The following is a 16,366-nucleotide window of genomic DNA, read 5'->3' as shown; positions in this document are numbered from 1 at the left end:
CAGACTGACGTCTTGGCGTGATGTGGTCACCGGTCGACGCCTCCCATCACGGGGTCGATGGACGCGACGGCGACGATGACGTCGGCGACCTGGCCGCCTTCGCACATCGCCGCCATGGCCTGGAGGTTGGTGAAGGACGGATCGCGGAAGTGGACCCGGTAGGGGCGGGTGCCGCCGTCGGAGACGACGTGCACGCCGAGTTCGCCCTTGGGGGACTCGACGGCGGTGTACACCTGACCGGGCGGGACCCGGAAGCCTTCGGTCACCAGCTTGAAGTGGTGGATCAGGGCTTCCATGGAGGTGCCCATGATGTTCCGGATGTGGTCGAGCGAGTTGCCGAGTCCGTCCGGGCCGAGGGCGAGCTGGGCGGGCCAGGCGATCTTCTTGTCGGCGACCATGACCGGCCCGGGCTCCAGGCGGTCGATGCACTGCTCGATGATGCGCAGCGACTGGCGCATCTCCTCCAGGCGGATCAGGAAGCGTCCGTAGGAGTCGCAGGTGTCGGCGGTCGGGACCTCGAAGTCGTAGGTCTCGTAGCCGCAGTACGGGTCGCTCTTGCGCAGGTCGTGCGGGAGTCCGGCGGAGCGCAGCACCGGGCCGGTGGCGCCGAGCGCCATGCAGCCGGTGAGGTCGAGGTAGCCGACGTCCTGCATACGGGCTTTGAAGATCGGGTTGCCGGTGGCGAGCTTGTCGTACTCCGGCAGGTTCTTCTTCATGGTCTTGATGAACTCGCGCAGCCGGTCGACCGCGCCCGGGGGCAGGTCCTGGGCCAGGCCGCCGGGGCGGACGAAGGCGTGGTTCATCCGCAGGCCGGTGAAGAGTTCGAAGAGGTCGAGAACGAGTTCACGATCGCGGAAGCCGTAGATCATGATCGTGGTCGCGCCGAGCTCCATGCCGCCGGTGGCGATGCACACCAGGTGCGAGGAGAGCCGGTTGAGCTCCATCAGCAGCACGCGCAGGACGGTGGCCCGGTCGGGGATCTGGTCCTCGATGCCGAGGAGCTTCTCGACGCCCAGGCAGTACGCCGTCTCGTTGAAGAACGGCGTCAGGTAGTCCATCCGCGTGACGAAGGTGGTGCCCTGTGTCCAGTTGCGGAACTCGAGGTTCTTCTCGATGCCGGTGTGGAGGTAGCCGATGCCGCAGCGGGCCTCGGTGACGGTCTCGCCGTCGATCTCCAGGATGAGCCGCAGCACGCCGTGCGTGGACGGGTGCTGGGGGCCCATGTTGACGATGATGCGCTCGTCGTCGGACTTCACCGCGGATTCGACGACCTCGTCCCAGTCGCCGCCGGTGACCGTATATACAGTCCCCTCGGTGGTCGCTCGGGGTGTCGCGTGGGGAGTGGTCATCAGGAGTACGACCTCCGCTGGTCCGGAGCCGGGATCTGGGCGCCCTTGTACTCGACGGCGATGCCGCCGAGCGGGTAGTCCTTGCGCTGCGGGAAGCCCTGCCAGTCGTCCGGCATCATGATCCGGGTCAGGGCCGGGTGCCCGTCGAAGACGAGTCCGAAGAAGTCGTACGCCTCGCGCTCGTGCCAGTCGTTGGTCGGGTAGACCTCGACGAGCGACGGGATGTGCGGGTCGCTGTCCGGGGCGGACACCTCCAGCCGGATCACCCGGCCGTGGGTGAGGGACCGCAGGTGGTAGACGGCGTGCAGTTCCCGGCCCTTGTCGCCCGGGAAGTGGACGCCGCTGACGCCCGTACAGAGTTCGAAGCGCAGGGCGGGGTCGTCGCGCAGGGTGCGGGCGACCTGGACCAGGTGCTCGCGGGCGATGTGGAAGGTCAGCTCGGCGCGGTCGACGACCGTCTTCTCGATGGCGTTGGAGGGGAGCAGGTCCTGTTCCTCCAGGGCCCCTTCGAGCTCGTCGGCCACCTCGTCGAACCAGCCGCCGTAGGGCCGCGAGGCGGCTCCCGGCAGGGTGACGGTGCGGACGAGTCCGCCGTAGCCGGAGGTGTCGCCGCCGTTGTTGGCGCCGAACATGCCCCTGCGGACGCGGATGACCTCGCCGCCGGTGTCGCGCGGCGCGGGTACGGCGTTGCCGTTCGGCTCGTCGCCGTGGGCGTTGGGGTGGTCGGTCACCGCAGCAGCCCCTTCATCTCGATCAGGGGCAGTGCCTTGAGGGCCGCTTCCTCGGCCTCGCGTGCGGCCTCCTCCGCGTTGACCCCGAGCTTGGAGGTCTGGATCTTCTGGTGGAGCTTGAGGATGGCGTCCAGCAGCATCTCGGGGCGAGGCGGACAACCCGGCAAATAGATATCGACCGGGACAATGTGATCAACACCCTGCACAATGGCGTAATTGTTGAACATACCGCCAGATGACGCGCAAACCCCCATGGAGATGACCCACTTGGGATTCGGCATCTGGTCGTAGACCTGCCGCAGGACGGGCGCCATCTTCTGGCTCACCCGTCCCGCGACGATCATCAGGTCCGCCTGGCGCGGCGATCCGCGGAAGACCTCCATCCCGAACCGGGCCAGGTCGTAGCGGCCGGCGCCGGTCGTCATCATCTCGATGGCGCAGCAGGCCAGTCCGAACGTGGCCGGGAAGACGGACGACTTCCGCACCCAGCCCGCGGCCTGCTCGACCGTGGTCAGAACGAAGCCGCTCGGCAGTTTCTCTTCGAGTCCCATGGTGTGCCCCTCAGCCCCTCAGTCCCATTCCAGGCCGCCGCGACGCCACACATACGCATAGGCGACGAAGACGGTGAGCACGAAGAGCAGCATCTCCACGAGCCCGAAGATCCCCAGGGCGTCGAAGGAGACCGCCCAGGGATAGAGGAAGACGATCTCGATGTCGAAGACGATGAAAAGCATCGCCGTCAGGTAGTACTTGATCGGAAACCGGCCGCCTCCGGCGGGAGTCGGGGTGGGTTCGATACCGCACTCGTACGCTTCGAGCTTTGCCCGGTTGTACCGCTTGGGGCCGATAAGCGTGGCCATGACCACGGAGAAGATCGCAAACCCTGCCCCGAGGGCGCCGAGCACGAGGATGGGCGCGTAGGCATTCACGCTCCTCGCTCCTTCCAGTCGTCCTTGACCTGTGGACCGCATCGGGCGACCGGCTCGCCGCCTCACCAAGATCGTGCACATGTGAGGCAGTTCACAAGCCCGACTGCCCCGCATCCTATGCCCGCCCCCCTGTGATCTGCGACACGGGGTACGACAACGGCTTTGTGATCTCCACCACCTGACGAAGGATCATGAAGTCGTATGAGCGGTGATCTTCGTACGCGAAGCGGCCGAGTGATCACGAGACGTGACATTCGACGGCGTTACCGCTGGTCAAAGGCGTGGCGCGCTATCAATCGACGTCCCGTACAAGCAAATTGGCGCTGGGACGCATCGGGGTGATAAGGGCGTCGTCCGAGATCGTCACCCACCCGTGCGGGGAGCGGCGGGGACCGATGCGGACATGTGCACGCATTCACGAACTTCCGGATCGCGAGCCCGACGGCCGTCCCCGCACCCCCTCGTCGCGCGAGTGGAGCCGGCCCCTCCGCCGGCACGGGGGTGCCGCGGGACCGCCGCGGGCGCCCGCGGATGATCACGGGCCGCCGCGGGACGCCCACGCGGAACGCGGTCGCGAGGGTTGCCCGTCCCGCGGGAGCCATGCTGTGACCTGCGCCACTCGGCCCCACGCCCCGGAAAGCCGGGCTTGGCCATCGGTGTGAACGGATGGTAAGCGGCGGGCAATTCGGGCGTATTGCCGAAAGGCAGTGATCACGGGCCTGATCGACACTGCCCGATTTGCCCGTTACGGCGTCAATAAAGGTGCCCGGAAAGCGGATTCACAGATTCCGAACGTAACTGTGTCGCAACACACGTTTCTTGATGGGACCCCTACAGCCCTGATAGCGCTAGTACCCATGTCCCACACCGCTCACATACCCAGCCACCGGAAGCCCCGTCAGCGCGCCTCGAAGTCGGCACTGCGAGCCGGAGTTGCCGGTGGCGTCCTCAGCACCATCGCGGTCGCGGGTGCCGCCGGTCCGGCCCAGGCCGAGCCGGTGACCCAGACGATCGAGATGCCCACGATCACGTCCGGCTTCTCCACCGCTGTGGCCGCCTCCGCCCAGGCCACGCAGCAGGTCGCCCTCGACCTGGAGACGCAGGCGGACGAGGACGCCGCGGCCGAGAAGGCCGCGAAGACGGCCAAGAAGGCGCACGCCGAGGCCGTCCGCAAGGCCGAGGCGAAGAAGAAGGCCGAAGCCGCCGCGAAGGCCAAGGCCGAGGCGGAGGCCGAGGAGCGCGCCGAGCGCGCCTCCCGGACCTCCGAGCGCACGACCCTCAGCGCCTCCTCCGGCTCGTCGGGCTCCTCGGACTCGGGCAGCTCCGCCTCCGCCCCCTCCTCCTCGAACGTGAGCGGTTCCGCCGCCTCCATCGTGGCCTTCGCCAAGGCGCAGGTCGGCGACGCGTACGTGTCCGGCGGCACCGGCCCCAACGCCTGGGACTGCTCGGGTCTGACCCAGGCCGCGTACCGCACGGCGGGCATCGACCTGCCGCGCGTCTCGCAGTCCCAGTCGACCTTCGGCACCCAGGTCTCGCTGGACAACCTCCAGCCCGGCGACATCCTCTACTGGGGAAGCGCCGGCAGCGCCTACCACGTCGCGATCTACATCGGCGGCGGCGAGTTCGTCGGCGCGCAGAACTCCAGCACCGGCACGGTGCAGCGCTCCATGGACTACGACCGGCCGACCGGCGCGGTCCGCGTTCTCTGATTCACAAGCGCTCGTGGGCACTCCGGTGCGCCACGGGCTCCGAGGGCCGCCGCTCCCCCGCTCGGGAGCGGCGGCCCTTAGCCGTGCTCGCGGCGACGAGCAGGGCCAGGGCCATCAGCAGGACGCTCACCCAGACCGGGGCCCGGTAGCCGAACCCGGCGTCCAGGGCCAGGCCGCCCGCCCACGGGCCCACCGCCGCCCCCAGGTTGAACGCGGTCGTCGAGAAGGCGCCGGCCAGCGTCGGGGCCCCGGCGGCGAGGCCCAGGACCCGGGTGATCAGGGCGGTGCCCGTACCGAAGGCGAGCATGCCCAGGAGCGGGATCAGCACCAGGGCGAGCACCGGGCTGCCCGCCGCCAGGGCGAGGGCCGCCCAGCCGAGGGTGAGGGCGGTCATGCCCGTGGCGACGACGGCGACCGGGCGGGCGTCGGCGAACCGGCCGGCCACCGTGACCCCGGCGAACGAGCCCGCCCCGAACAGCGCCAGGGACACCGGCACCCACCCCGCGCCCAGCCCCGTCTCCCGGGTGAGGAGCGGCTCCAGGTAGGAGAAGGCGCAGAAGGTCGCCCCCTGCACGAGGGCCATCGTGAGGAGTACCGGTCGCAGGCCTGGGCCGGTCAGCGCGCGCAGTTCGTCCCGCACGGGTACGGGAGCGGCGCCCGGGTCCGTGCCCCGGCCGCCCGGGATGGAGCGCAGGACCGCGAGGAAGGCCGGCAGCGAGACGATCGCGACCGCCCAGAAGGCCGACCGCCAGCCCCAGTGCTCCCCCAGCACCGCGCCGGCCGGTACGCCCACGACGCAGGCGATGGTCACCCCGCCGACCACCACGGCGGTGGCCCGGCCCTTCAGCCGGTCCGGGACCATCGCGATGGCCGTGGTCAGCGCGACCGCCCAGAAGCCCGCGTTGGCGAGGGCGCCGACGAAGCGGGTCACCAGGAGCACCTCGTAGCTCGGGGTGAGGGCGCCGACGACATGGACGGCGACGAACACCGCGAGGAAGAGGAGCAGGGCGCGGCGGCGGGGCCAGGCGCGGCCGGCCAGCGCCATCAGGGGCGCGCCGACGACCATCCCGATGGCGAAGGCGGAGGTGAGGAGGCCGGCGGCGGAGAGGGAGACGTCGAGATCGGCGGCGATGCCGGAGACGAGCCCCGACAGCATGAACTCGGAGGTGCCCTGGGCGAAGACCGCGAGCCCGAGGACGTAAACGGCGAATGGCATGGGTGAGTGACCCCTTGGACGGAACCGTCGGATGGACAGACAGACCGGAGTGCGGGGATACGGGCCGCGGAGGCGTTCGCCGGTGGTCCGGCGCGACGGCGCGGAGAAGTGCCCGGAGGTGATCGGCCGGGGCGCGGAAAGGCGCCCGCGGTGACCGATCGGCCGGTGGCACGGACCCCGCGTACTGCGGTGCTTCAGCGCGTACGCGAGGGGGAACGGCCCGTACCCGCGGTGAGCCGGGGGACGTGGAGCCGTGGTGAAGGGGCCGGTGACCCGTGGGTCAGCCGGCGACGCTCAGCACGAACACGGCCACCGGCGCACCGGTGGCCGGAGTCTGTCGGACTCGGGGCTGGCCATGGAGAAGAGGGTACCGGTCGGGCGGCGGGGCCTCCAGCGGTTTACGCGCCGGAGGGGCCGCCGTCCGGATCAGCGGCGGCGCGGGCGGCGGTTCGTCCGCTCCGGCTCCCTGGCCGAGGTGGTGGGCGCGGGCAGCGCGTCGTACGAGGCGTCGAAGTCCTCGTCCTCGTCCGGGGCGGTCAGGTCCACGGCGAAACGGGGCTCCAGGAAGAGCCCGTGGTGCTGGGGCGGGGAGGCGGTGGTCATGGCTGTCAGTCCTTGGGGTCGAGCAGCGCTGTATCGGCTTGTTCCGTACCCCGCTGGCCTGCGTTCGATGTGAGCGTGCGTCAAGAGGATCCGCACGCACCGCGTGCCGCCACTGCGGGCGGGGGCGGGCGGGCGCCGTCCGGTCCGGTACTGCCGACGGCCGGGGGCGCGCAAATCATCGCACATGATCACCCGGGAGGACGGGGATTAACACCGGGGCGAGTGGAGCGCCGGGTTCGCGGTGCCCGGGGACGGCGCGGAGTTACGCGGTGGGCCGCCGGACCTCGCCCGGGACGTGGAGCGCGTGGCCCAAAGGCCGGTCGCGGTCCGCCGCCCTGCCCGGGCCGGGCAGGACGGGGCGGGGCGGGGTCCGGGTGACCGCGGGGGCCGGCGAACGGCCAAGGACCCGCCGGCCCCCCGCAGACCTTCCCGGGCGGCCTCAGGCCTTCGGGGCCACCTTCGACAGGCCGTTGATGATGCGGTCCATCGCGTCGCCGCCCTGCGGGTCGGTCAGGTTGGCCAGCATCTTGAGGGTGAACTTCATCAGCAGCGGGTGGGTCAGGCCGCGCTGGGTGGCGACCTTCATGACCTTCGGGTTGCCGATCAGCTTCACGAAGGCGCGGCCCATCGTGTAGTAGCCGCCGTAGGTCTCCTTGAGCACCTTCGGGTAGTTGTTCAGGGCCAGTTCGCGCTGGGCGGGGGTGGCGCGGGCGTGGGCCTGGACGATGACGTCGGCCGCGATCTGCCCCGACTCCATGGCGTACGCGATGCCTTCGCCGTTGAACGGGTTGACCATGCCGCCCGCGTCGCCGACCAGGAGGAGGCCCTTGGTGTAGTGCGGCTGGCGGTTGAAGGCCATCGGGAGGGCCGCGCCCCGGATGGGCATCGTCATGTTCTCCGGGGTGTAGCCCCAGTCCTCCGGCATCGAGGCGCACCAGGCCTTGAGGACCTCGCGCCAGTCCAGCTCCTTGAAGGCGGAGGAGGAGTTGAGGATGCCGAGGCCCACGTTGGAGGTGCCGTCGCCCATCCCGAAGATCCAGCCGTAGCCGGGCAGCAGCCGGTCCTCGGCGCCGCGCCGGTCCCACAGCTCCAGCCAGGACTCCAGGTAGTCGTCGTCGTGGCGGGGCGAGGTGAAGTAGGTCCGCACGGCGACGCCCATGGGGCGGTCCTCGCGGCGGTGCAGGCCCATCGCCAGGGAGAGGCGGGTGGAGTTGCCGTCGGCGGCGACGACGAGCGGGGCGTGGAAGGTGACCGGGGTCTTCTCCTCGCCGATCTTCGCCTCGACGCCGGTGATGCGGCCGGTGCGCTCGTCCCTGATGGGCGCGCCCACGTTGCAGCGCTCGTGGAGCCGGGCGCCGGCCTTCTGGGCCTGCCGGGCCAGCTGCTCGTCGAAGTCGTCGCGCTTGCGGACGAGCCCGTAGTCCGGGTAGGAGGCGAGGTCCGGCCAGTCCAGCTGGAGCCGTACGCCGCCGCCGATGATGCGCAGGCCCTTGTTGCGCAGCCAGCCCGCCTCCTCGGAGATGTCGATCCCCATGGAGACGAGCTGTTTCGTGGCGCGGGGCGTGAGCCCGTCACCGCAGACCTTCTCGCGGGGGAAGGCGGTCTTCTCCAGGAGCAGGACGTCGAGTCCGGCCTTGGCGAGGTAGTAGGCGGTCGTGGAGCCCGCTGGGCCCGCTCCGACGACGATCACGTCCGCGCTGTTCTCGGAGAGGGGCTCGGTCACGGTCGGATCTCCCGAAGACTCGAATTCGCGTGCCGCGCGGCACATGTCCCGTGCAGTCTATGGGGGCCTGCAGACCAACCCTCCGAAGGGCTCCCTCATGTCGACAGCACCTGTCTCGCCCCACGCTTCGGCCCCGGCCGTACGCCTCCGTGTTCCGACCGACGAGGACGCCCTGACCTGGCACCGGGTCTTCGACGACCCGCAGGTGATGGAGTTCTTCGGCGGGCGGAGCGCGGAGCTGTCCGCGTACGAGGAGCTCACCGCCCGTCAGCGGCGGCACGACGCGGAGCTGGGCTACTGCCTGTGGACCGTCACGGACGAGGAGGACGCCGTCCTCGGCTTCACCGGGGCGCAGCCGTGGCCGCACACCCATTACGGGCCGGCCGGCGCGACCGAGATCGGCTGGCGGCTGGGGCGGGCCGCCTGGGGGCGGGGGTACGCCTCCGCCGCCGCCCGCACGACGCTGGAGCGGCTGCGGGCGGCGGGGGTGGGCGAGGTCGTGGCGATGGTCCACTCGCTCAACACCCGGTCGATGGCGGTCGCGGAACGGCTCGGGATGCGGCGGGCGGAGTCGTACGACACCCCGCGCGGCCAGGTGGCCGTCTGCTTCCGCCTGGAGCTGTGAGGGCCCCGTCCGGACTCAGGCGCGGGTGGCCCGGTGCAGGGCCACCACGCCGCCGGTCAGGTTGCGCCAGGCGACCTTCGACCAGCCGGCCTTCTGGAGCAGTGCCGCGAGGGCGGGCTGGTCGGGCCAGTCGCGGATGGACTCGGCGAGGTAGACGTACGCGTCCGGGTTGGAGGACACCGCGCGGGCGGCCGGCGGGATGGCCCGCATCAGGTACTCCGTGTAGACCGTGCGGAACGGGGTCCAGGTCGGCTGGGAGAACTCGCAGATCACGACCCGGCCGCCGGGCTTCGTCACCCGGTACAGCTCGCGCAGCGCCACCTCGGTGTCCTGGATGTTGCGCAGCCCGAAGGAGATCGTGACGGTGTCGAACGTCTCGTCCTTGAACGGCAGCCTCATCCCGTCGCCCGCCGTGAACGGCATCCACGGGTGGCGCTCCTTGCCGACCTTGAGCATGCCGAGCGAGAAGTCGCACGGCACGACGTAGGCGCCCGCCTTCACGAAGGGCTGCGAGGAGGTCGCCGTACCGGCGGCGAGGTCGAGGATCTTCTGCGCGGGGCGGGCGTCGACCGCCGCCGCGACCGCCCTGCGCCACAGCCGGGCCTGGCCGAGCGAGATCACGTCGTTGGTCAGGTCGTAGTTGGCCGCCACACCGTCGAACATCGAGGCGACTTCGTGCGGCTGCTTTTCCAGGGAGGCTCGGGTCACCCTTCCATTCAAGCAGCCCGGCCGCGGCGGTCAGTGGGGGCGGTCTCCGGCGATCGCCACGCGTTCGGCGATCCGGCGGTGCGGGGCGTAGTCGTTGACGGCGTAGTGCTGGGTGGCCCGGTTGTCCCAGAAGGCGACGTCGCCCGCGCGCCAGGAGAACCGCACCTGGAACTCCGGGGCGTGCGCCTGCTGGAAGAGGAGCCGCAGCAGGCGGTCGCTCTCCTCCCGCTCGAAACCCACGATCCGGGTGGTGAACGAGGCGTTGACGAAGATCGTCCGGCGGCCGGTGACCGGATGGCGCCGCACCACCGGGTGCTCGACCGGCGGGAACCGGTCCTGGTGCGGAGCCAGCCGCTCCGGCGGATAGAAGCGCGAGAACCCGGGGATGAAGTCGTGCACCGCCCGCGCCCCCTCGATGCGCTCCTTCACCTCCTCGGGCAGGTTGTCGTAGGCGGCGGCCATGTCCGCCCAGAGCGTGTCCCCGCCGGTCGGAGGCACCTCGCGGAGCTGGAGGACCGCGCCCAGGGCAGGGCGTTCGCGGAAGGTGACGTCGGTGTGCCAGACGTTCTCGAAGGTGGGGACGGCGGTGCGGTCGAGGCGGGCCACCTCCGGGTCGTCGCCGGTGGCGAGCAGCGGGTTGGTCTCCAGCTCGCCCCAGTACCCGGCGAACGCCCGCTGCTGCCGCGAGGTGAGGTGCTGGTCGCGGAAGAACAGCACCTTCCACTCCAGCAGCGCCCGGTCCAGCTCGGCGCGCAGGGCCGCGTCCAGCGGGCGGGACAGGTCGACGCCGTGGAGCTCCGCGCCGATGACCCGGCCGAGCGGAACGAGGCGGAAGCGCTCGTAGGGGCGGTCGGTCCAGCCCTCGGGGACCCGGCGCAGCTCGCGCGGGCCCTCGTACAGGCCGTCGGCGGGGACGCGGTGGTCGCGCAGGACCGGGGTCGTCGCGGTGGTCATGATCCTTCTCCTCTCGTCGTACGGAAGTGTCGGCTTGTACGGGGGTGCCGGCCGGCCGCTTCGCGTACCGCTGTGCCGATCTCGGCGCGCAGCGCGGCGTACGCGGGCAGCCCGCGCAGTTCGGCGGGGTCGGCGCCGGTCCGGGGCAGGCCGATGGGGATGTCCAGGGCGACGGTCCCCGGACGGTTGGTGAGGACGATCGCGCGGGTGCCGAGGAAGACCGCCTCGTCGACGCTGTGGGTGACGAAGACCGACGTGGTCCCGGTCTCGGCGCTGACCGTGCGCAGGTCCTCCTGGAGCCGCTCCCGGGTCAGCGCGTCCAGCGCGGCGAACGGCTCGTCCAGCAGCAGGAGCCGCTTGCCGCCCGCCAGGGCGCGGGCGATGGCGACGCGCTGCTGCTGGCCGCCGGAGATCTGCCAGACGCGGCGGCCCGCGGTGTCCGCGAGCCCGACGCGCTCCAGCAACTCCCCGACCCGCTCTCCCCGTTCCGCCCGGGGCACACCCGCGTACTTCAGCGCCAGGCCGATGTTGTCGCCGACCGTACGCCAGGGGAACAGGCGCGGCTGCTGGAAGACGATGCCCGCCTGTTCGCCGGGTTCGGGGCGCTCCCCGAACACCTCGACCGCGCCTTCGGTGGCGTGCTCGAAGCCCGCGATCAGCCGCAGCAGGGTGCTCTTGCCGCAGCCGGACGGGCCGACGAGGACCAGGAACTCGCCGGCCGGGATCTCCAGGGAGAGCGGGCCGAGAGCGGTGACCGCCTCCGCGCCCCGGCCGTAGGAGTGCCGGACGCCGGTCACGGAGACGACGGGGGCCGCTTCGTGTGCCGCCGGGGCCGGTGCCTTCTCCGTATCAGGGGCTGACGGCATCGCTGAGCCCTTCCGCGTGGACGGCCTTGCGCAGGGCCTCGATGTCCGGCGCGGAGTCGATCTGCTTCTGGTCGACGAGGAACCGCGCGGCGCTGTGCAGGTTGTCCGCCAGGCCGCCGGCCCGGCCGGGGGTGCCGAGCCACTTCGCGTCGGCCTGTTCGGCGGGCTTGAGGAAGATGCCCTGCTTCAGCTGGGAGCCCGCCTCGGCCGGGCTGATGCCGAGCTGCTTGCCGACGGCGGCCGACGCGGCGTCGGGGTCGTCGTGGATCAGGTCGAGCGCCCGGGCCTGGGCCTTGCGCCAGGCGGGCAGCACGTCGGGGTGGGCCTTGAGGAAGCGGGTGGCGGCGACCCCGAGGTCGAGGGTGGGCTTGCCGTCCGCGGCGAGTTCGCGGCTGGAGACGATGACCTCGCCGGTCTTCTTCAGCTCCTCCAGCGTCGGCAGCCAGACGTACGTGGCGTCGATGTCGCCGCGCGTCCAGGCGGCCAGGATGTCCTGCGGCTCCAGGTCGAGGAGCTGCACCTTCGAGGCGTCCACCCCGGCCCGGTCGAGGGCGGCGAGCAGGCTGTAGTGGGAGGTGGAGCTGAACGGGGTGGCGACCTTCTTGCCCACCAGGTCCTTCACCGAGGAGATCTTCGCGCCGTTGCGGGCGACGAGCGCCTCGTTGTCCCCGGCGACGTCGAGCACCCAGGTGACCTCGTACGGGATGTTCAGCGGCGCGGAGAGCCCCCGGGCCACCGGGCTGGAGCCGATGGCCGCGAGGTCCACGGACCCGGCGACGAAGGCGGTGTTGATGCTGGCCCCGGAGTCGAACTTGGTCCACTTGACGTCGTATCCGGGCAGTGCCTTCTCCAGCCAGCCCTTCTCCTTGACGATCAGGTCGCCGCTGGGGAACGACTGGTAGGCGATGCGTATCGTCCTGCCGCCGTCGCCCCCGCCGCCGGAGCCGCCGCCCGCGCCGCACGCGGTCACCGCCAGGAGGGAGCCGAGGGCCGCGGCGAGGAGGGGGAGGCGGAGCGGGCCGGGTGTCCGGGGCATGTGCGTGTCCTTCGTACGTCGGTGGGTGGGAAGCGGGTGGGAGCGGGGCGGTTACGCGTGGCTGCGCCACGGGGCGAGGCGGTCGGACAGCAGGCGCAGGGCCGCGTCGATGAGCAGGCCGGAGAGGCCGATGGCGAAGAGGCCGAGCACGACGGTGTCGGACTGGTTGTAGCGCTGGGCGTCCCGGATCAGGCCGCCGATCCCCGGCAGTCCGTTGACGGTCTCGGCGGCGACGACGGAGGAGTACGCGATGCCGAAGGCGAGCCGGACGCCGACGAGGATCTCGGGCAGCGCGGAGGGCAGTACGACGGAGGTGACGACCTGTCCGCGCCGGGCCCCGATCGCCCGGGCCGCCTCGACCAGGGCCGTCGGCGCGGACGCCACGGCGGACGCGGTGGCGACGGCGACCGGCGGCATCGCGGCGATGGCCAGCAGCCACAGCTTGGGCGCCTCGTCGATGCCGAACCAGATGATCAGCAGGCTGAAGTAGGCGAGCGGGGGCAGGGTCCGCAGGAACGCCACCGCCGGCTCCAGCACCACCCGTACCCACGGCAGCGTCCCCATGAGGACGCCCGTCACGAGACCCGCGGCCACGCCCGCGCCGGCCCCGACGAGGATCCGGCGCAGGCTGATCCCGAGGTGCTCGATCAGGGTGTGCCCCTGGTAGCCCCGGACGCCGTCGTGCGTGCCCGAGGTCTCCAGCAGCGCCCGCCACACGGCGGCGGGCGAGGGAACCAGCACCGGGGACCAGAGCTGGAGCGCGGTCACCAGGTGCCAGAGGCCGAGCAGAACGGCGAGCGCGAGGACGCGCAGCCCGATCCGGCGCAGCAGGGCGGCGCGTTCGGGACGGCGTCGGCGGCCGTCGTCCTTGTCCGGCGGGCCCGGAGGTACGGGATCGGCGGCTTCGGCGGTCCGTTCCCGCGGGGACGTGGAGGTCGGCATGGAGGGGTCTCCGAGGTCGTGGAGCGTCGCCGGACCCGCGGAGGCGGGCCGGAGGGACGTACGAAAGGGGGCGGCGCGGGGACGCGGGGACGCGAGGGGACCCGGAGGGGAATCAGGCGCGTGGGGCGCGGATACCGGGGAGGCGCGCAGGCGTCACGTGGGCATCGCGGAGGATGCCGCGGCCGGCATCAACAGGATGCGCTGGAGACGCGGCAGAGATCGATGTGGAGGCACTCCACCAGAAAACGATCGACTGTCACGGGCGCTGTTCTAGCACAGCGCTTCGCGCGGGCACCAGGTTCCGCCAGGGAGTGAGACACCCCGGGGCCGGTGCGTGGACCGGTGCGTGGACCGCTGTGTGGACCGACGCCCGCACCGCCTCGAACTGATCTTCACTTCTCTTCAACCTTTTCGGCACACGGGTGCTCTGTAAGGGGTGGGAGTCCGCCCCCGGGGGCGGAGTTCGGGGGAGCACGGAAGCGCGAGGAAGAGGGGAGGGCGGATGCCGGCAGCGGCTGAGCCCGCCATGGCCGACGGCGAGGTCGCCGCGTTCGTGGCGTACGCCCGGAGCGGGCAGCGCCGGCTCTACCGGACGGCCTACCTGCTGTGCGGAGACGTCGAGGGCGCGCAGGACCTGACGCAGACGACCCTCGCCACGTTGTTCCAGCACTGGCGGAAGGCGAGCCGGGCGGACAACCTCGACGCCTACGCCAGGACCGTCCTCGTCCGCACCTTCGTGGCCGAACGCCGCCGCACGGTCACCGATCTGCTCGCCCACCGGCGCAGCGCGCCCCGCCCGCAGCCCAATCCCGCGCCGGGCGCCGATCTCCGGGTCACGCTGCTCGCCCTGCTCGCCGAACTCCCTCCCCGGGCCCGGGCGATGGTCGTCCTGCGCTACTGGGACGACCTGAGCGTGGAGACCGTGGCCGCACTGCTGCGGTGCAGCGAGTCCACGGTGAAAAGCCAGTGCTCCCGTTCGCTCGTCCGGCTGCGCGCCCGGATGGGCGACGTCCAGCTCTACTCCACCGGAAGCTGAGGGCCGGTCATGACCCCTGAACCGCACGAGCACCTGCCGCCCGGCGCCCACGACGAGGAGCTGTTCCGGGACGCCCTGCACCGGGCCGTCGGCCCGCTGTCCCTCCAGCCCGATCTGGTCCCCGACGCCGTCCGGGAGGGGCGCCGGCGGCGGGCCAGGACCCGGGCGTTCGCGGTCACGGGCGCCTTCCTCGCGGTCACCGCCGTGACCCTGGGCCTCGCCGTGCTCGGCCCCTGGCTGCTGACGGGGCCCGACCCGGGGCCCGCCGCGCCCGCCGGCCCGTCCCTCTCCCTGCCCGCGCCCACCCCGTCCCCCCAACGTACGGAGCCACGCCCCGACATGCCGAGCCCCACGTCCACCCCCGCCCCGAAGGAGTCCGCGGCCGTTCCCGCGACGCCACCCCTCTCCACCCCCTCCCTGTCCATCCCGCCCGGCCTCGGCCCCGAGGAGGCGCAGCGGCTGGAGGACTTCCGGCAGCAGGCGGCCGGGGCGCTGGACGCCCTGCTGCCCGCGTCGATCGGGACGGTCCTGCCGGTCGGCGAAGGGCCGGAGGACTACCAGGGGCGGCGCGGCGGAATCGTGCACTCCGTCCGCCTGTCGGTGCGCCCGCTGCCCGAGGGTGCGGCTCCCGCCTGCCGTGACCTCCCCGAGAAGGGGCTGACCTGCGAGGGCCTCACCCTGGACGACGGCACTCCCGCCCGGGTGTACCGGCAGCCCGCCGAGGGCCGCACGGGCACGGAGGTCTCGCTCCAGTACCGCTTCGGCCGCAGCGCGGTGGCCCTGTCCGTCTCGCCCGCGCCGTCCGGGGCGGGCGGTGCGCCCGTCACCGCCGGGGACCTGGTCCGGGTCGTCCAGAGCCCGCGGTTCCGGGAGCTGGTCGCGTACGCCGACGCGGCCCCGGTGCCGCTGAGCGGGGCCGCCTCGTGACGCGCCGCCGGCCCGCGGGCACCCTGCCGCGCGCGTACGGGGAACCGGACCGCGACGAGGACACGTTCCGGCTGCGCGTGCCGCCGCCCCGGACCCCCGGGCGGGCGCCGGGCCGCGCCCGGACGGCGGCCCGCTCCCGGGTGCGGCGCCGACGCCGCAACCGGCGTCGGGCGGTCTCGCTCACCGTGCTGGCCCTCGTGGTCGTGGCGGGCGCGGCCCTGCTCGTCGGCCGCCCCTGGCAGGGCGGGGGCGGCCCGGCCGACGCGGCGCCGGGCAGTACGGCCCCGGCCGGCGGACCGGACAACGCGGCGGAGCCGCTGGAGGAGCCCCCTCCGTCCACTCCCCCGCCGTCCGCTCCCCCGTCCCCGACGGCCTCCGCCTCGGGCGGGAAGGACGGCGAGGTCCGGGCCGAGGACATCCCCGCCTCGGGCCCCGGCACGTTCGAGGTGGCCCGTGCGGGGGTCGACGCGAAGGGCCGGGGCAGTGCCTACCGGGTCGAGGTGGAGGACGGCACCGGCGTCGACCCCGACCGGGCCGCCGAGGAGATAGCCGCCGTCCTCGCCCACCCGCGCGGCTGGAGCCACGGCGGCGAGCAGTCGTTCCGGCAGGTCGCCGACGGCCCGGCCGGGCTCGTGATCAAGATCGCCACCCCGGCGACCACGGACCGGATCTGCGGCCAGTACGGCCTGAAGACGCGCGGTGAGGTCAACTGCCGGGGCGGCGAGAAGGTGATGGTCAACCTGAAGCGCTGGCAGCTCGGTTCGCCGCAGTTCGACGGGCCGGTGTCGGAGTACCGGGCGCTGATCGTCAACCACGAGGTCGGCCACTGGCTGGGGCGCGGCCACGAGACCTGCCCGGGGAAGGGGCGCCCCGCTCCCGCGATGATGCAGCAGATCGACGGGTTGAAGGGCTGCGTCGCCAACGCCTGGCCGTACGACGCGCGAGGACGCTACCTGGGCGGCCCGAAGGTGCCGTGACCCTTCCCGCGCGGGGCCGGGTCCGGCGCCGCCGG

At 72.3% G+C, this 16,366-nt stretch carries 17 protein-coding genes; 5 read left to right on the top strand and 12 right to left on the bottom strand.

Annotation, left to right across the window (positions count from 1 at the left end; translation table 11 throughout):
• Positions 1–26: 26 nt before the first annotated feature.
• The 4 genes from DTB53_RS16345 to DTB53_RS16330 are packed head-to-tail and all read right to left on the bottom strand — an operon-like array spanning position 27 to position 3,009.
• On the bottom strand, positions 27–1,349 hold the full coding sequence (locus tag DTB53_RS16345) for an NADH-quinone oxidoreductase subunit D (RefSeq protein WP_003967081.1): 1,323 nt from the start codon (positions 1,347–1,349) through the stop codon (positions 27–29).
• Entirely contained in the window at positions 1,349–2,080 is a 732-nt protein-coding gene (locus tag DTB53_RS16340) for an NADH-quinone oxidoreductase subunit C (RefSeq protein ID WP_003967082.1), read from the bottom strand. The genes DTB53_RS16345 and DTB53_RS16340 overlap by 1 nt, the downstream gene beginning before the upstream one ends.
• Entirely contained in the window at positions 2,077–2,631 is a 555-nt protein-coding gene (locus DTB53_RS16335; protein ID WP_003967083.1) for a NuoB/complex I 20 kDa subunit family protein, read from the bottom strand. The genes DTB53_RS16340 and DTB53_RS16335 overlap by 4 nt, the downstream gene beginning before the upstream one ends.
• 18 nt (positions 2,632–2,649) lie before the next feature.
• Positions 2,650–3,009: an NADH-quinone oxidoreductase subunit A gene (locus tag DTB53_RS16330; protein WP_003967084.1), complete on the bottom strand. Its 360-nt coding sequence runs from the start codon at positions 3,007–3,009 to the stop codon at positions 2,650–2,652.
• Between the two features lie 857 nt (positions 3,010–3,866).
• Between DTB53_RS16330 and DTB53_RS16325 the strand changes: the two genes are divergently transcribed.
• Positions 3,867–4,718 carry a C40 family peptidase gene (locus DTB53_RS16325; protein ID WP_003967085.1) on the top strand — a complete coding sequence of 284 codons (852 nt, stop codon included), beginning with the start codon at positions 3,867–3,869 and terminating at the stop codon, positions 4,716–4,718.
• Position 4,719: 1 nt separating this feature from the next.
• Here the strand turns inward: DTB53_RS16325 and DTB53_RS16320 are convergent, their stop codons facing one another.
• From DTB53_RS16320 to DTB53_RS16315, 3 genes are all read right to left on the bottom strand, one after another.
• Positions 4,720–5,934, bottom strand: coding sequence for a Cmx/CmrA family chloramphenicol efflux MFS transporter (locus tag DTB53_RS16320; RefSeq protein ID WP_003967086.1), 1,215 nt, complete (start codon positions 5,932–5,934; stop codon positions 4,720–4,722).
• Positions 5,935–6,360: 426 nt separating this feature from the next.
• The gene (locus DTB53_RS36865; protein WP_003967087.1) at positions 6,361–6,537 is read right to left on the bottom strand and encodes a hypothetical protein; all 177 of its coding nucleotides are present in this window, start codon (positions 6,535–6,537) and stop codon (positions 6,361–6,363) included.
• A 439-nt stretch (positions 6,538–6,976) separates the two neighbouring features.
• Positions 6,977–8,260: a geranylgeranyl reductase family protein gene (locus tag DTB53_RS16315; protein ID WP_003967088.1), complete on the bottom strand. Its 1,284-nt coding sequence runs from the start codon at positions 8,258–8,260 to the stop codon at positions 6,977–6,979.
• Positions 8,261–8,357: 97 nt separating this feature from the next.
• On the opposite strand from DTB53_RS16315, the gene DTB53_RS16310 reads away from it, so the two are divergent.
• Positions 8,358–8,885, top strand: a complete 528-nt coding sequence (locus DTB53_RS16310) for a GNAT family N-acetyltransferase (RefSeq protein ID WP_012379561.1) — start codon at positions 8,358–8,360, stop codon at positions 8,883–8,885.
• Between the two features lie 15 nt (positions 8,886–8,900).
• On the opposite strand, the gene DTB53_RS16305 is transcribed toward DTB53_RS16310, so the two are convergent.
• Genes DTB53_RS16305 through DTB53_RS16285 form a run of 5 tightly spaced genes read right to left on the bottom strand, consistent with a single transcriptional unit; the run spans position 8,901 to position 13,391 of the window.
• A complete protein-coding gene (locus tag DTB53_RS16305; protein ID WP_012379562.1) occupies positions 8,901–9,593 on the bottom strand; it encodes a demethylmenaquinone methyltransferase in 693 nt (230 codons plus the stop codon).
• Positions 9,594–9,623: 30 nt separating this feature from the next.
• Positions 9,624–10,547: a TauD/TfdA dioxygenase family protein gene (locus DTB53_RS16300; protein ID WP_012379563.1), complete on the bottom strand. Its 924-nt coding sequence runs from the start codon at positions 10,545–10,547 to the stop codon at positions 9,624–9,626.
• Positions 10,544–11,413: an ABC transporter ATP-binding protein gene (locus DTB53_RS16295; RefSeq protein WP_042496417.1), complete on the bottom strand. Its 870-nt coding sequence runs from the start codon at positions 11,411–11,413 to the stop codon at positions 10,544–10,546. The genes DTB53_RS16300 and DTB53_RS16295 overlap by 4 nt, the downstream gene beginning before the upstream one ends.
• A complete protein-coding gene (locus DTB53_RS16290; protein WP_012379565.1) occupies positions 11,397–12,449 on the bottom strand; it encodes a taurine ABC transporter substrate-binding protein in 1,053 nt (350 codons plus the stop codon). The genes DTB53_RS16295 and DTB53_RS16290 overlap by 17 nt, the downstream gene beginning before the upstream one ends.
• A gap of 51 nt (positions 12,450–12,500) precedes the next feature.
• Positions 12,501–13,391 (bottom strand): ABC transporter permease, encoded by an 891-nt coding sequence (locus DTB53_RS16285; protein ID WP_012379566.1) that lies wholly within the window; start codon positions 13,389–13,391, stop codon positions 12,501–12,503.
• 526 nt (positions 13,392–13,917) lie between these two features.
• Between DTB53_RS16285 and DTB53_RS16280 the strand changes: the two genes are divergently transcribed.
• From DTB53_RS16280 to DTB53_RS16270, 3 genes are read left to right on the top strand one after another with little or no spacing between them, the layout of a single operon-like run.
• On the top strand, positions 13,918–14,427 hold the full coding sequence (locus tag DTB53_RS16280; RefSeq protein ID WP_012379567.1) for a SigE family RNA polymerase sigma factor: 510 nt from the start codon (positions 13,918–13,920) through the stop codon (positions 14,425–14,427).
• A 9-nt stretch (positions 14,428–14,436) separates the two neighbouring features.
• Entirely contained in the window at positions 14,437–15,354 is a 918-nt protein-coding gene (locus DTB53_RS16275) for a dihydrolipoyllysine-residue succinyltransferase component of 2-oxoglutarate dehydrogenase complex (protein WP_012379568.1), read from the top strand.
• Positions 15,351–16,331 carry a DUF3152 domain-containing protein gene (locus DTB53_RS16270; RefSeq protein ID WP_003967097.1) on the top strand — a complete coding sequence of 327 codons (981 nt, stop codon included), beginning with the start codon at positions 15,351–15,353 and terminating at the stop codon, positions 16,329–16,331. Before DTB53_RS16275 ends, DTB53_RS16270 begins: the two co-directional genes overlap by 4 nt.
• Positions 16,332–16,366 lie beyond the last annotated feature (35 nt).

Source organism: Streptomyces griseus, from assembly GCF_900460065.1.
Classification (GTDB): domain Bacteria; phylum Actinomycetota; class Actinomycetes; order Streptomycetales; family Streptomycetaceae; genus Streptomyces; species Streptomyces griseus.
This window is presented reverse-complemented; position numbering and strand designations above follow the sequence as displayed.